This window comes from Pseudomonas sp. RIT-PI-r, from assembly GCF_001297015.1.
Taxonomy (GTDB): domain Bacteria; phylum Pseudomonadota; class Gammaproteobacteria; order Pseudomonadales; family Pseudomonadaceae; genus Aquipseudomonas.
Map to the genome: position 1 here is coordinate 394,627 of NZ_LIGE01000047.1, position 14,480 is coordinate 409,106.

Consider the following 14,480-nt stretch of genomic DNA (forward strand, 5'->3'; position numbering starts at 1 on the left):
AGACGATATCGAACGCTTTTTCATACCCTTGCCAGTTAACGCGCGATCGCCACACGCTTGCTCATCGACTGGCGGATTTTAGTAAAGGCATGCGCAGATACACTGGCATTTGTTCTGGTGAACAAGCCTCTCTTGCCCGGTTGATAACGGGTGATACTGGCAGTTCCTTCAACGGTCTGATAATGGATATTCCATGCCTGCAGTTTTCGATCGAATTTCATGAATGCAAAAGCGTTTTTAAACTCCTGCATTTGTCCACTGTCGTTAACGGCAAAACCGTAATCGGGGTATTCCATCGCAGCACCGAGACCCAAACCACGTTCGCTACGAGGCAGGTTATTGAACTGGGCATCTTCCTTGCCACCTTCCACATGACGCACTCGAAGCACGTTTTTGTTCAACTGCTCGACCGTCAGCGAACAACCACTGAAGGCCGGGGTGAAGACGTGATCCGGCTGGACCCCGGACGGATTGACGGGGATATCGACATAGCCCCCCTGAGGTGCCCAATAGCCGGCGACCGCGTTGGCTTTATCAGGCATCTCGCCGGCAGCGATGTCGACAATTCTCAATGCGTTGAAAGCACCACTGCTTGCGCCTGAGTAAGCCAGTTTATCCATCGTGAAGATGAATTCGGCGCCGCCCGCGGTATTACTGAGGCCGTTGACGACAGCTTTGGAATAACGCCCAGGCGTCGGGTCTAAATACTTGGTGTCGACCACAACCTTGCCGAACTCGGGTGCTTGCAATGCCTTGCCGATATTGGTCGGGTTGCCCATCGCAGGTACAAATCGATTGGGTTCGCCTTTATCCTTGAATGCGAGGGCGGGGATCTGGCGATCGGAAGCTGTGGCAATGACCGGTTCCCATAAGCCATTGGCCAACTGTTTACGGGTAACCGCTCCGTCGCTATCGATATAGGTAACGGGGTTGTTCAGTGCCATTGTGTAGAGGTTGCTCCCATCGATATAGCCTTTGGGATCCGGGTTCATCCAGCGCTGTAACCACGGGATGTAATACCGATAGCCGTAGTAATACAGACCCGTTGCATCGCGCTCTTTACCGGAGTAGCGAATCGTTCGATAACTGACTTCAGACTCCCGGTTCCATGCCGTCTCGCCGAATGGGTAGAACGTTTCCTGACTGATGATTCGCCCGTCTTCGGCCAGTTCAAGACTGGCCGATCCGAGGTGGTCGCAGAAGTAGTAACGGTACTGATCATCATTGTCCGAAGATGGTCGATCCTGCGGGTGCAACACGTTTACGCTGTTGAGTCCGGTCTGTGCCGAAATGACCTGCATTACCTCGCCAGCACTGTCGGTACGCAACTCCAGCCCCGGCAAATAGCGCACTTCGTTGATGACGGTGCGCGCGTTAGTCTGCAGCGAACGGATCTTGCGCACACGCTGACCACTGGCGTCATACACATACACTTCGCGATCGTCGAGCCCGCCGCGCCTTTCCACCGGGGTGACTGATTGCAACTGATTACGCAGGTTCCACTGCACGTTATGCCCTTGATCCAGCGCGAGCAGATTGCCACGAATGTCATAGGCCGCCGCGATCTGCGCTTCGCTGGGCGGCACACCGTTGAGATAGGGCAAACCGCGATTGCTGTAACGGGCAACTTGCAACTCACGTCCTTGGCCTTGTCCACCGAGATGATTCAGCTTCCTCAGATTGCCGCCCGTATCGTAGTGATAATTCTGCTGATAGTTGCTGACTGCCGCGGGGTCAGTACGACCGGGCGTACTCGCCCCCTGACTCGCTGCACCCGTCCCCCACCCGGTCGCCACGATCAACCGGTAAAGGCTGTCGTAGACAAACTCGCTGAGCGGATCGATACGCTGGTTGGCGAAATAGCGGATCGGCATTGCCTGATCCCTGATGCTGACAACGTTGCCCATGCGGTCATAGGCGTAGATCAGATCCTGCAATATCGCACCGCCAGTTTTGCGCGCGTGACGATTCATCAGGCGACCGTCCTGCGGCCGGTACTGCAAACTCGTTCGCACACCGTTGCCGGCCGTTTCCCGCTCGACCTGGCCGTCGGCGTTGTAGTGGATATCACTGACCAGAACCTGCTCGACGGGCTCGTCCTTGAGTTGCAACCGGATAGCGTGCAACCGGCCATCGACAGTCTGGGTGAACCTCTGCCGATTGCCACGGGCATCGATTTGTTCGAGTACTTGCCCGTGTGCTCCGATACACCAACTACTGACCGCACCGTCGCCAGGCTCCAGTAACTGCAAACGCTCGTCGATCGGTTCGGGCCAGTCCGCACTGGTCAGTTGCAACGTGAAGTGGCGAGTGCTTTCGAGGCGATGGCCGCTGAGTGCAAAACGGTTGAACTGCAGGCTGCCGGCCGGATCGTCGTGACGGATCAACTGACCGAACTGGTTTCGCGCTTGCTCGCCTTGACCCGGCGCGCCGTAGACAAAACGCTCGGCACATGACCGCGGCTGCGCAGGAGCAGTTTCGAACACCGCTAGCGGACGCCGCATCAGGTCATATTCAATTTCACGCACACTGCTGCGGCTGTCCCAGGTCATCAGCACTTCAGCCGCGAGCCCCCGCAGTTCGATCTGCGTCCCGGCATCGACACTGTCAGTGCGCAACTCCTGACCGCTGAGGGCATACACCGTCGTCAGGTTGGCCGGTGTTTGCGGGTCGGTGGCTTGCTGCGCCCACAATCGCGGATCCCACTGCCGGATCGTGCGCCCGGCCTCGTCACAGACCATTCGGCTGGTACGCGATTGCGCCGCAAGACTGGCGTCGGCACGCCAGTAATCGAGGCTGCAAATGGTTAACCCGCGAGGGTCGACCACTACGAGTCGAGGAGTTTTGTAGTGCAGATCCATAGCGCTACTCCGCAGGACAAGTCGATTTCAACTGCTGCAGAGCATCTGAGCAGTTGGACAACGCTCAGGCTACTGACAGAAATGACAGTGCCGACCGGCGGCAAATCCCGCTCGCGTTCATGTCCATTTGCTTTGCCCTTCGGTAGGATGAAGTTCACGTGATTGCGGAGACTCGAACATGTTCATCGGCATCCTGCTGGTCATCACCTGGCTGATCCTGTTACTGCGCTACCCGGCCAAGGCCTTGCCGGTTTCGGTGGCCGCCGCGATAGGTCTCGGGCTGGTGGCGATGTGGGTCGTCTGGCTGGACAACCGCGAGATCAAGCAATTGGCGCGGCTTGAGTTGCGCATCAGTTATGCGCCCGAACAGTGCCCGGCTGATCGTCCCTTGCAGCTGAAAATGAACAATGGCAACAATGTACCGCTGACCGAATTGCGCTGGCGCATCGCCGCCTACGCGCCGGGCGATACGGTCAACCTTGCCGACAATCAGTACACTGCCCCACGTTATCGCGGCCCCGGTGAATTACAGGCCGGCGGCAATTGGCAGGATTGTCTGCCGCTGCCGCCGCTGCGCCCCGGCTATCGCCCGCAGACCCTGGAGTTTCGCGCCGAGCGTTTGCAAGGCAGTTTCTCCGACTGATCGACCTTCTCCGATTTTTTGCACAAGGAATGCGCCATGCCCGTTGCGTTGATTACCGGTTGTTCCAGCGGCATTGGCCGCGCCCTTGCCGATGCGTTCAAAGCGGCGGGTTATGAAGTCTGGGCCAGTGCGCGCAAGGCTGACGATGTTGCAGCTCTGAGCCGTGCCGGATTTACTGCGGTGCAACTGGACGTCAATGACAGCGTGGCGCTGGAGCAACTCGGCGAGCGGATCAGCCAGCAACATGGCGGCCTCGATGTGCTGATCAACAACGCCGGTTATGGCGCCATGGGGCCACTGCTCGATGGCGGTGTAACGGCAATGCAACGCCAGTTCGAGACCAATGTGTTTTCGATTGTCGGCGTCACGCGTGCACTGTTCCCGGTATTGCGCCGGGCCAAGGGGCTGGTGGTGAACATCGGCAGTGTGTCCGGGGTTTTGGTCACCCCGTTTGCCGGTGCGTATTGCGCGTCGAAAGCCGCCGTACATGCCTTGACCGATGCCTTGCGCATGGAGCTGGCGCCGTTCGGTATTCGTGTGATGGAGGTGCAGCCGGGGGCGATTCAGTCCAGCTTTGCCAAGAATGCAGGGCACGAGGCCGAGCAGCTGATCAATGAACAATCGCCGTGGTTTCCATTGCGCGAGGGCATTCGCGCCCGGGCCAAGGCCTCGCAGGATAAGCCGACACCGGCGAGTGAGTTTGCGGCTGAACTGCTCAAGGCTGTGCAGCAGAGCAAACCGCCACGGCTAATCCGGATTGGCAATGGGAGCCGGGCGTTGCCGCTGTTGGCGGCGTTGTTGCCGAAGGGGTTGTTGGAGTCGGTGTTGATGAAGCGGTTCGGGTTGGGTGGGCAACTTTGAGACCGAGTTGACGCCTTCGCGAGCAGGCTCGCTCCCACATTTGAAATGCGTTTTCCTGTGGGAGCGAGCCTGCTCGCGAAGAGGCCTGGCCTGGCAACGCATACCCTCAGCCCCAACCCTTCATGAAATCAATGAACGCTCGCACCTTCAACGGTAAATGCCGGGTATCCGGATACAGCGCATACACCCCTTGCTGAGCAAAACGGTAGTCCGCCAACAACCGTTGTAACCGTCCCGCATCGAGATCGTCCTGAATCAGCCATTGCGGCAAAATCGCCACACCCTGCCCGGTCAACGCAAACGCCCTGAGCGTCGCCGAGTTGTCCGCAACGATAGCCGTGGTACCCGGTTTGGGCTGGTAGAAATGCTCCACGCCGTGTGGATCGCTCACGGTCATTTCCGGCACCCGTCCGTGCCCCAGCGTTGGCATCGACTCCAGCGTCGCCAGTGTGGCAACCGGGGCAAAACGCTCGATCAACGCAGGCGTGGCCACCGCAAACACCTCGAATGTCGACAGCTGCACCGCGCGCAGATTGGAGTCGTGCATGCGCCCCAGGCGAATCGCCATGTCGAAGCGTTCGGAGATCAGATCGGCGTGAGTCGAGGAGGTCGACAGGTGAATATTCAACTGTGGCTGCTGTTGACGAAACACCTCCAGCGCCGGCACCACCTGTGCCAGGGCAAACTCCACCGTGGTGGTGATGCGCAACGTGCCTTTGAGCTGTGAATGCTCCGAACGCGCTTCCTCGATCGCCAATCGTGCCTCGTCCAGGGTGCGTAAACAGCGTCGATAAAAACGTTCGCCAGCGTCAGTCAGCGCCAGTTGTCGCGTATTGCGGGTGAGCAAAGTCACGCCCAGCTCTTCTTCTAGCCGTTTGAGATTGAAGCTCACCACCGCTCGCGTCTGGCCCAGAGTTTCGGCCGCAGCGGTCAACGACCCGGCCTCGACCACGGCTTTAAAGGTGTCAAAACGATCCAGACTGACCATATTCAGCCCACCCCCATGTCAAAAATATTTTGACAAACTAGCAGCCAAACCAGCGTTTTCCTATGACTGAAAGCCCCCTACCCTGCACGTCTCATCACAGGGAAGCTGCCATGGCTTATCGCTCGAAAGTCGCGCTGGTGTATCTGTTGGGGTTCGCCCTCGACTTGTTGAACATGTTCGTCGCCAGCATTGCCTACCCTGACATCGCCGGACAAATGCAAGCGTCGGTGACACAACTGGCGTGGATCACCAATGCCTACATGCTCGGCCTGACGCTGATCATTCCGCTGAGCGTATGGCTGGCGGCGCGATTCGGTGAGCGTCGACTGATCCTCGCATCGCTGCTGTTGTTTGGCTTCGGCTCTGCTCTGGTGGCGCAAGCGGGCTCAATTGAAAGTTTGATCGGTTGGCGGTTGTTGCAAGGGCTGGGTGGCGGGTTGCTGCTGCCGGTCGGCCAAGCGTTGGCGTATCGACAGTTTGCGCCGTCGCAGCGCGCGCATTTCACCGGTGTGGTGTTGCTGGTGGCGCTGATGGTGCCGGCACTGTCGCCGGCAGCGGGCGGATTGATTGTTCAGGCGTTGTCCTGGCGGTGGATTTTCTACCTGAATTTGCCGGTGGCGCTGCTCGCTTTTGGCCTTGGTCTGTTCTGGTTGAAACCCGATCAGCCTTCGGCTGAACGCCCGACGCTGGATGCTCGCGGCCTGCTATTGGCCGCGACGGCGCTGAGTTTATTGTTGATCGCCGTAAGCCTGGTGAGTGAAACAGACACCCGCATCCCCGGCCTCTTCACCCTCGCGCTCAGCTTCTTGGCACTGTGTATTTATCTGCGTGACGGCTGGCGCAAACCCGACGCGATCCTCGAACTGCAACTGATCAAGAATCCGTCTTTGCGCCTGGCGATGCTGATCTACCTGTGCGTGCCCGGTGTCTTCACCGGCACCCACATGATCGCCGTGTTGTACCTGCACAACCTTGGCTTAGGTGCAGCGCAAATCGGGGCGTTGATGCTGCCATGGGCAGTGGGTTCGGGCGTGGCGATCATGCTCGGAAAACGCAGCTTCAACCGAGTCGGGCCCAAGCCGTTGCTGAGTGCCGGCATGCTTTTGCAATGCCTCGGTATCGTCTTGCTGATGCGCATCGAACAACCCGCCAGCACGCCGCTGATCATCGCCTACGCCCTGATGGGCCTGGGCGGCAGCCTGTGCAGCGTCAGCGCGCAGACATTGGCGTTTGTCGGTATCACACCAGAAAAAATGGGCCACTCCAGTGCCTTGTGGAACATCAATCGTCAGCTCGGTTTCTGCCTCGGCGCGGCGTTGCTCAGCTCCTTGTTGGGGGCTTTGGGTGGTGAGGGTTTTCGCTACTGCTTCCTGGCCGCTGCGCTGCTCACGTTGCTGCCGATGGTCAGTGTTTTGCGGTTCGATGCGACGGCAGTGCTCGCGCTGCTGACTTCACAATTACCCAAGGAAAAATCTACATGACTGACTACAGCGAATATTTTGAGGAAGTGATTCAGGCACACGAAGCCATCGAGCGATGGTTTGCCGTGGAGGGAGACGACGCTGAGCTGGAGCGACTGCTGGCGCGATTTTCGCCTGAGTTCTCCATGGTTTCGCCGCTCGGCCGGGTGTTGGATTTCGAGGTGTTGAGCGGCTTGTTTCAGATGGCTGGAGGTAAGAAGCGCGGGTTCAAAATTGAGCTCAGCGAACTCTGCGGGATTGCATTACACGAGCGCGGTGCGACGGTGAGTTACCGCGAGCAGCAGACGGACGCGAGTGGATTGAATACGGATCGGCGTTCGACGGTGGTGTTTGAACAGACCGCCGCCGGGCGGGTGGTCTGGCGGCATTTGCAGGAGACGTTTTGCGCTGAGTGATGGTTCGGTATTGGTCTGAAATACCGGGTCGCTCTTATCGCGAGCAGGCTCACTCCTGCAGGGATCTTCGGTGTGTAGGAGTGAGCCTGCTCGCGATGCAGACGACGCGATCTATCAGTTATCAACAGATTCCTGACTCACCACCACCGTACAGGTAATCCCCGCCGCCAACAGCACACCCTCCGGCACTTCATCGATGTGAATGCGCACCGGCACGCGCTGCGCTAACCGAACCCAGTTAAAGGTGGGATTCACATCGGCGATCAACTCACGGCTTTCCGGGTTGTCGCGGTCGTAGATGCCACGGGAAATACTTTCCACATGGCCCTTGAGCACTTCGCCGCTCATCAACTGCATGTCGGCTTTGTCGCCGACTTTCACGTGGGGCAGTTTGGTTTCTTCGAAGAAGCCGTAAACCCAGAACGAGTTCATGTCGACCACGGCCATTTTCGCTTCGCCGATGCGCGCATAGTCACCGCGATGCACGTTGAGGTTGGTCACATAACCGTCGACGGCGGCGCGCACTTCGGTGCGTTTGAGGTTGAGTTCGGCCGCTTCCAGTTGCGCCTGGGCGTGCTGGTAATCGGCCAGGGCGGCGTCGGCGATGTTGCTGGCGTCGTCGCGGTTTTCCTTGGAGATCACCAGGTTGTCGAGGTCGGCGCGGCGATGGGCGTTGACCTTGCGCATCTCCCACGTCGACTTGCGCGAAGCGACCAGCGACTGCGCCTGCTTGACCGCAATGCGGTAATGCTCGGGGTCGATCTGCATGAGCAAATCGCCTTTCTTCACCAGTTGGTTGTCGCGCACCGGCACATCGATCACTTCGCCGGTAACGTCGGCGGCGACGTTGATGATATCGGCACGCACGCGGCCATCGCGGGTCCACGGCGTGTTCATGTAGTGCTCCCACAACGTGCGGCCGATCCACAATGCCAGGGCCAGCACCAGCAGGGTCGCGAGCAGGCTGAAAAACTTTTTCATCAGATCGTTCTCAACGGTAGACAGTCAGCGCCATGGCGCCGAACAGACAGGTAAACAGACTCAGACGCAGCAGCGCCGGGTGCCAGAAAAAACGGTACAAATCGAAGCCGGACAAGAACCGGTCCACCGCCCAGGCCAGTGCCGCAGCGATGAAAAACATCAGGGTCATGGTCGGCATGTACACGCCGTGGAAGGCGATTTCACGAGGCATGGGCAAGTCCTTCGGGCTTGGCAGTGGCGTAGGCAGCGAGCGGTGATTGCGGATCGAGCAACGAGGTGCGGATGAAGTGCAGATAGCTCTTCACCCGGCGCAATGCGGAGGTGTCGAAATGCGGGGCGAACGGCTCATCGGTCGCCGCGACTCGACTGATCGCATGATCCACCGCGACCAGTGCGCGTTCGAGATTGCTTGAGTTCGGTTGCAGGAACAATCGCACCAGCGCGCGGCCCATCACGCGAATTGCCTGGCGCCACGGCTGCGATTCGGCATAGGCCGGGTGCACCGGCAGGATCGCCTGTTCCTTGCGCAACTCGATGATCGCGTGGCCGACTTCGAGCACCACGAACATCCAGCGCAGCAGGTTCTTTTGCACCTTCGGCTCACCCGCCGCGAGACCGTAGGCCTGATGCAGTAAATCGCGGGTGCGGCTCTCGAAACTCGAGGCCAGGCCTTTGAGTTTGCCGCTGATCGCGTAGACCACTTGCCCGCGCAGATCCTGCTCCAGACGTTTCCACAGCCAGCGGCTGTTCGGCGGCAAAATAATTGCCCCGGCTGCCGCGCAAACGAGCATGCCCATGACCATGGCGATGTAGTCGTTGATAAAGGTGTAGGGGTTGTAAATGGTCAGGTTGTCCGGCACTGAACCGGTACTGAAGAAGATCAGCAAACCGAGGCCGACCCCGGCGTATTGCGGCCGCGAGGTGAGGAACGAGCCGAGCACGATCACTGGCGCGAGCATCACGCAAAGCAAAGGGAAACCGTCGATCCACGGGAAGATGAAAAACATCTCGACGAAGCCGATCAGGGCACCGAGGAAGGTGCCGCAGGCCATTTGGAACGCCATGCGTTTCGGGTTTGGCGTGGCCGCCGAAAGGCCCACGGTGGCGGCGGCGATCAGGGTCATCGTCGCGCCGCTTGGCCACGCGGTGGCGACCCAGTAGCTGCCGAGCACCACCAGAATAAACGAGGCGCGAATGCCTGATGCCGCAGCGGCCCACCAGTTGGTTTGCGGGGTGAACGGTTCATCCCAGCGCTCGCGTTCGTGTCGGTGATCGGCGAGTGACGCGTGGGTCTGTGCATAACTGTGCAGGTCGTCGACGAAGCGATAGAGCAATTCGTACGCGGTGTGGAAATCCAGTTGTTCGGCTTCACTTGGATCGGTGTCCTGAAAGATCCCGCGAAGGGTTCGCACACGCGTCGGCAGGCCTTCTTTGTAGCTCGCCAGCGCTGTCGCCAAACGAGCGGCATCGGGGCTGGTCAGGGCGCGGCCGCTGAAGCCGTCGAGCACTTCGGCGAGATCCTGCAGGCCCGGTCTGATCGCCGCTACAACGTGCTCTTCGCCGTTGACGCGCAGGCGTTCAAGCAACTGATGCAGGGCGTTGAAGCGCGTGGTGATGCCCATGAATTCGCTGTTCAAACGGCTCAGGCGACCGTTGCGTCGGCGCATGTGCGGGTCTTCGAAAACGGTCACACTGCGCAAGCCTTCAAGGCCCACCGCTTCGGCGATGAAGCGCACGTTGCTCGCCTCGAAAGACTCGGCTTTGCTGCGCCCGCGCAGGCCATCGGTGACGAACAGCGCAAACACGCCGAAGCGCTGATACAAGGCGTTGCGCATGGCGGCGCTGGCGGTTTGCGGGAGGATCGCGGCGCTGACCAGGGTCGAGCAGAGAATACCCAGCGAGATCTCCAGTACCCGCCACACCGCCGCCATGAATGCGCCGTCCGGGTGCGCCAGTGCGGGCAAACCGACCATCGCAGCGGTGTAGCCGGCAAGGACAAAACCGTAGGCGCGGAAGTTACGGCAGCGCGCGGCACCGGCCGAGCATATGCCGACCCAGATCGCCAACGAACCGAGGAACAGTTCGGTGTTCTGCGCGAATAACGCAATCAGCGCGACCATCATCGCCGACCCGGCCAGCGTCCCGAGGAAGCGATAGAAACTCTTGGCGAACACCTGGCCGCTTTGCGGCTGCATGACGATGAACACGGTGATCATCGCCGTGCGCGGCTGCGGCAATTCCAGGCGCATGGCCAGCCACAGCGTCAGGAATGCGGCGAGCAACACCTTGAAGATGTAGACCCAGGTCACGCCATCGCTGCGCGCCCAGTCGAAGAAACCACGGCGCCATTCCAGGGAGTAGAGCCAGCGCAGAGGTGCGGGCAAGGGAGTCATTTAATTGTGCTCATGGATTCAGGCAAGACGCGGTCCCTGTAGGAGTGAGCCTGCTCGCGATAGCCATTTCACATTCAACATTTCTGTCGACTGATGCACCGCTATCGCGAGCAGGCTCACTCCTACAATGGGTTGTGTGTTCAACGTAGGAGGGCCGGGGTTTTCGGCGCTTGGGTTTTCTCGGCCGACGGTACGTCGTTGCCGGCACCAAGGCCCCCGCCCAGCGCAGTCACCAACTCCGCATGCGCACTCAACCGCGCCGCCTGCACCTGCTGCTGCACTTGCTGCTGCTTGAACAGCAACGTCTGCGCATTGAGTACGTTGAGGTAATCGGTGAGGCCGCGCTGATACGCGATCATCGCGATGTCGTAGGTCTTCTGCGCCGTGGCCACCGACTCGGCAGCGAAGCCTTGCTGCTTGTCCATCGACTCGCGGCGGATCAACTGATCCGAGATGTTCTTCAGTGCATTCACCAGCGTCTGGTTGTAATGCGCCACGGCGATGTCGTAACCGGCGGAGGCTTCACCCAATTCGGCACGCAGTCGGCCACCGTCGAAGATCGGCAGCGAGATCGCCGGGCCGACGTTGTAGTTGAGTTTCTTGCCGGTCAAAAACTCCAGCGCGCCTCCGCCGGTGGCCATGTAACCGAGGCTGCCGACCAGATCGACGTTGGGATAAAACCCGGCGTGCGCCACATCGATCCCGCGCGCCTGCGCCGCCACTTGCCAGCGACTGGCGACCACGTCCGGACGCTGGCCGAGCAGTTCGGCGGGCAATGCCGACGGCAGTTTCAGCGCAGCGCCGAGAGACAGTGTCGGGCGCTGCAACTGCGCGCCCTCGCCCGGCCCTTTACCGGCTAACGCTGCCAACTGATTGCGACTGAGGGCAATCTCTTCGTCCAGCGCATCGATTTGCCGATGGGTTTCCGGCAACGGCGTCTCGGCCTGGCTGACTTCAAAGTGCGTGCCGATCCCGCCGTTCAAACGCTTCTGCGCCAGATCGAGAATCTGCTGTTGCTGCTTAAGCGTCGCCGCGACGATGTCGCGCTGCGCGTAATGCAATGACAGTTCGATGTAGGCGCGAACGATGTTGTTCTGCAATTCCAGCTGCGCCAGCCGCGCCTCGGCGGCGCTCATGTGCGCCAGATCCACCGCCCGCTCGCTGCTATTGCTTTCGCGGCCCCAGAGGTCGAGGGCGTAGCTGAAACCCAGTGCCGCGTTGTTGTCCCAGGTGGTGGTGTTGGCCAGCTCGCCCGGACCGTAGAACTGATCGGTCGGCCAGTTGTGTCGTTTTAGGGTCGACTCGCCATTGATCTGCAACGACTCCGCCGCTTCGGTAACGCCGGCCAGGGCTTTGGCCTGACGCACCCGCGCGGCGGCCATGGCCATGGTCGGGCTGCCTTGCACGGCGAGGTCGATCCAGCGGTTGAGTTGCGGGTCGCCGTAGGCTTGCCACCATTGCGCGGTGGGCCAGTTGGCGTCACGGGCGGCGTGGGCGATGGCGTCGTCGGTGGCCAGTGTATTGGCGTCCAACGCGTTGCCCTGCGGGGCAATTCCGTCCGTTGAGATGCAGCCGCCAAGACCCAGGGTAAAAGCCAGAACACTGAGCGGCAAAAGCGCTCTGTTGATGCGACGCGGCACAGCTGCGAATTCCTGAGAAGAGGATAAGGCGGGGCGTGTTCTCTGTAGGAGCTGCCGCAGGCTCGGGCCGCGTTCGGACGATCTTTTGATCTTGATTCCCTTAAAACAAAATCAAAAGATCGCAGCCTTCGGCAGCTCCTACAGGAATCGGCGCAATTCTAGGGGGCGCCCTCAATGGCGATAAGCTGGGATTTCTGTGAATCTTTGTTACGGTTAACGAGATAATCCCTTGGTCGGGGGTCTCGCCCCTGAAACTTCGTGTCACAATTTGCCATCTCCCTTGAGAGCACCCCATGGACACTTTGCAAAACATGCGCGCCTTCAGTTGTGTCGCCGAAGCCGGCAGCTTCACTGCCGCCGCCGTGCAACTCGACACCACCACCGCCAACGTCTCGCGCGCGGTCTCCAACCTGGAAGCCCACCTGCAAACCCGCTTGCTCAACCGCACCACGCGGCGCATCGCCCTCACCGAAGCGGGCAAACGCTACCTGCTGCGCTGCGAACAGATCCTCGCCTACGTCGAAGAGGCCGAAGCCGAAGCCAGCGACGCCCACGCGCGCCCGGCCGGGCAATTGAAAGTGCACACCATGACCGGCATCGGTCAGCACTTCGTCATCGACGCCATCGCCCGCTACCGCAAGACTCACCCGGATGTGACCTTCGACCTGACCCTGGCCAACCGCGTGCCGGACCTGCTCGACGAGGGCTACGACGTGTCCATCGTGCTCGCCAGCGAATTGCCGGACTCGGGCTTCGTCTCGCAACGCCTGGGCATCACCTACAGCATCGTCTGCGCCTCCCCCGCGTACGTGAAAGCCAACGGCGCCGCGCAAAAGCCCAGCGACCTGCTCAACCACGCCTGCCTGCGCCTGGTCAGCCCGGTGATTCCGTTGGAGAAGTGGGCCTTCGACGGCCCGGAAGGCCAGGAAATGGTCACCATCAACAGCTCGCCGTTTCTGGTGAACTCCGCCGATGCGATGAAAACCGCGATCACCAGCGGCATGGGCGTGGGCGTGTTGCCGGTGTATGCGGCGATCGAAGGTTTGCGTAACGGCACACTGGTGCGGGTCATGCCGAACTACCGCTCGCAAGAACTGAACCTGTATGCGATCTACCCTTCACGGCAATATCTGGATGCGAAGATCAAGACGTGGGTTGAGTATTTGCGTGGGTCGTTGCCGGAAATTCTTGCGGCGCATCAAGCCGAATTGGCCGCCTACGAACTCAGCGGCACCCTCGCCGGCGCCCGAGTCGCCAACTGACGTTTAAACACACCACGCCCCTGTAGGAGCTGCCGCAGGCTGCGATCTTTTGATCTTGCCGTTTAAAAATCAAAAGATCGTCCGAACGCGGCCCGAGCCTACGGCAGCTCCTACAGATTGAGGATTTCGCGGATGTTTCCGACAGGTCGCGTCGGTTGTCTGTCGGAAGTGAGGTGGATAGGCTTTGGGTGTCGCTGACGAATCAGCGACCGGGCTTGGTCGTCCGAATTATGAATGGAGCACTTCAAGGAGTTTCACCGTGCTCAATCCTGCTCAAAATCCATCTGCAAACGAAGATACCACCCCCTACGAATTCCCCGGCTCAAAAAGATTCCACGAAGCCGCCGATCGCGCCCTCGACCACTACCTCAAACCCAACGCCCTCACCCTGCGCTTCCACAAACCCAGCACCATGTTCCAGGTCGCCCCGGAACAGGACAGCGAAAGCCTGCTGGTCCACGCCTGCGAATCCCTGGCACAGGCCAGCCTCATGACCAGCGACATCGCCGCCTACATCGACCTGCCGCAACGACGGACGATCCTGGCGATTCATCAGATCATCATGCTGGCTGAACTGGCGGTGAATCGAGTGCTGGATAACCACGAAATCCCCCAGTCACCGGCACACAACTAAAAGCCCCTCACCCTAGCCCTCTCCCAAAGGGAGAGGGGACTGACCGAGGTGTTTGGATGAGCTACGCCGACGTGCGATACCGCGTTGAACTCAGATTCTGAAAAGCTCACAAATCGGCTCCCTCTCCCTCTCCCTCTCCCTCGGGAGAGGGCTGGGCGGGCGGCGTTCCGATGAGGGGCAAACCACCACAAAACCAAAGCCGAACACCCGCTCCTCACCACTCAACAGGATGAGCGTTAGCTCGGCTGCGGCTCTTGATCTGTAAGGCGACGTCGGAAGGCTGAGTGGAGGGATTGATCCGGGGGTGGGAGCGCAGCGACCGTTTGGCGCAGCCAAACACA

The 14,480-nt window shown here is 60.0% G+C and carries 12 protein-coding genes; 6 read left to right on the forward strand and 6 right to left on the reverse strand.

Features of this window, described 5'->3' with window-relative positions; translation table 11 throughout:
- Positions 1–35 precede the first annotated feature (35 nt).
- Positions 36–2,861, reverse strand: coding sequence for an RHS repeat domain-containing protein (locus AK821_RS29145; protein ID WP_064393315.1), 2,826 nt, complete (start codon positions 2,859–2,861; stop codon positions 36–38).
- 178 nt (positions 2,862–3,039) lie between these two features.
- Between AK821_RS29145 and AK821_RS29150 the strand changes: the two genes are divergently transcribed.
- Together AK821_RS29150 and AK821_RS29155 are read left to right on the forward strand one after the other, a co-directional pair.
- Positions 3,040–3,504 (forward strand): hypothetical protein, encoded by a 465-nt coding sequence (locus AK821_RS29150; protein ID WP_064393316.1) that lies wholly within the window; start codon positions 3,040–3,042, stop codon positions 3,502–3,504.
- 36 nt (positions 3,505–3,540) lie between these two features.
- Positions 3,541–4,365: an SDR family oxidoreductase gene (locus AK821_RS29155; RefSeq protein WP_064393317.1), complete on the forward strand. Its 825-nt coding sequence runs from the start codon at positions 3,541–3,543 to the stop codon at positions 4,363–4,365.
- 106 nt (positions 4,366–4,471) lie between these two features.
- Here the strand turns inward: AK821_RS29155 and AK821_RS29160 are convergent, their stop codons facing one another.
- Positions 4,472–5,353, reverse strand: coding sequence for a LysR family transcriptional regulator (locus tag AK821_RS29160; RefSeq protein WP_064393318.1), 882 nt, complete (start codon positions 5,351–5,353; stop codon positions 4,472–4,474).
- 110 nt (positions 5,354–5,463) lie between these two features.
- On the opposite strand from AK821_RS29160, the gene AK821_RS29165 reads away from it, so the two are divergent.
- Positions 5,464–6,834 carry an MFS transporter gene (locus AK821_RS29165; protein ID WP_064393319.1) on the forward strand — a complete coding sequence of 457 codons (1,371 nt, stop codon included), beginning with the start codon at positions 5,464–5,466 and terminating at the stop codon, positions 6,832–6,834.
- Positions 6,831–7,229 carry a hypothetical protein gene (locus tag AK821_RS29170; RefSeq protein ID WP_064393320.1) on the forward strand — a complete coding sequence of 133 codons (399 nt, stop codon included), beginning with the start codon at positions 6,831–6,833 and terminating at the stop codon, positions 7,227–7,229. Before AK821_RS29165 ends, AK821_RS29170 begins: the two co-directional genes overlap by 4 nt.
- 114 nt (positions 7,230–7,343) lie before the next feature.
- Here AK821_RS29170 and AK821_RS29175 read toward each other — a convergent pair whose 3' ends face one another.
- From AK821_RS29175 to AK821_RS29190, 4 genes are all read right to left on the reverse strand, one after another.
- Positions 7,344–8,210 carry an efflux RND transporter periplasmic adaptor subunit gene (locus tag AK821_RS29175; protein ID WP_064393321.1) on the reverse strand — a complete coding sequence of 289 codons (867 nt, stop codon included), beginning with the start codon at positions 8,208–8,210 and terminating at the stop codon, positions 7,344–7,346.
- A 10-nt stretch (positions 8,211–8,220) separates the two neighbouring features.
- The gene (locus tag AK821_RS29180; protein ID WP_007914106.1) at positions 8,221–8,421 is read right to left on the reverse strand and encodes a DUF1656 domain-containing protein; all 201 of its coding nucleotides are present in this window, start codon (positions 8,419–8,421) and stop codon (positions 8,221–8,223) included.
- Positions 8,411–10,603 (reverse strand): FUSC family protein, encoded by a 2,193-nt coding sequence (locus AK821_RS29185; RefSeq protein WP_064393322.1) that lies wholly within the window; start codon positions 10,601–10,603, stop codon positions 8,411–8,413. Before AK821_RS29185 ends, AK821_RS29180 begins: the two co-directional genes overlap by 11 nt.
- Positions 10,604–10,743: 140 nt before the next feature.
- The gene (locus tag AK821_RS29190; RefSeq protein WP_064393323.1) at positions 10,744–12,243 is read right to left on the reverse strand and encodes an efflux transporter outer membrane subunit; all 1,500 of its coding nucleotides are present in this window, start codon (positions 12,241–12,243) and stop codon (positions 10,744–10,746) included.
- A 293-nt stretch (positions 12,244–12,536) separates the two neighbouring features.
- Between AK821_RS29190 and AK821_RS29195 the strand changes: the two genes are divergently transcribed.
- Positions 12,537–13,505, forward strand: coding sequence for a LysR family transcriptional regulator (locus AK821_RS29195; RefSeq protein WP_064393324.1), 969 nt, complete (start codon positions 12,537–12,539; stop codon positions 13,503–13,505).
- A gap of 259 nt (positions 13,506–13,764) precedes the next feature.
- Positions 13,765–14,139 carry a DUF6124 family protein gene (locus AK821_RS29200; RefSeq protein ID WP_064393325.1) on the forward strand — a complete coding sequence of 125 codons (375 nt, stop codon included), beginning with the start codon at positions 13,765–13,767 and terminating at the stop codon, positions 14,137–14,139.
- Positions 14,140–14,480: the final 341 nt, after the last annotated feature.

What these genes read in the sequence shown, in the direction of transcription:
- AK821_RS29175 (WP_064393321.1), bottom strand. Translation starts at nt 8,210, where the DNA reads ATGAAAAAGTTTTTCAGCCTGCTCGCGACCCTGCTGGTGCTGGCCCTG.
- AK821_RS29150 (WP_064393316.1), top strand. Translation starts at nt 3,040, where the DNA reads ATGTTCATCGGCATCCTGCTGGTCATCACCTGGCTGATCCTGTTACTG.
- AK821_RS29180 (WP_007914106.1), bottom strand. Translation starts at nt 8,421, where the DNA reads ATGCCTCGTGAAATCGCCTTCCACGGCGTGTACATGCCGACCATGACC.
- AK821_RS29145 (WP_064393315.1), bottom strand. Translation starts at nt 2,861, where the DNA reads ATGGATCTGCACTACAAAACTCCTCGACTCGTAGTGGTCGACCCTCGC.
- AK821_RS29170 (WP_064393320.1), top strand. Translation starts at nt 6,831, where the DNA reads ATGACTGACTACAGCGAATATTTTGAGGAAGTGATTCAGGCACACGAA.
- AK821_RS29160 (WP_064393318.1), bottom strand. Translation starts at nt 5,353, where the DNA reads ATGGTCAGTCTGGATCGTTTTGACACCTTTAAAGCCGTGGTCGAGGCC.
- AK821_RS29155 (WP_064393317.1), top strand. Translation starts at nt 3,541, where the DNA reads ATGCCCGTTGCGTTGATTACCGGTTGTTCCAGCGGCATTGGCCGCGCC.
- AK821_RS29185 (WP_064393322.1), bottom strand. Translation starts at nt 10,603, where the DNA reads ATGACTCCCTTGCCCGCACCTCTGCGCTGGCTCTACTCCCTGGAATGG.
- AK821_RS29195 (WP_064393324.1), top strand. Translation starts at nt 12,537, where the DNA reads ATGGACACTTTGCAAAACATGCGCGCCTTCAGTTGTGTCGCCGAAGCC.
- AK821_RS29165 (WP_064393319.1), top strand. Translation starts at nt 5,464, where the DNA reads ATGGCTTATCGCTCGAAAGTCGCGCTGGTGTATCTGTTGGGGTTCGCC.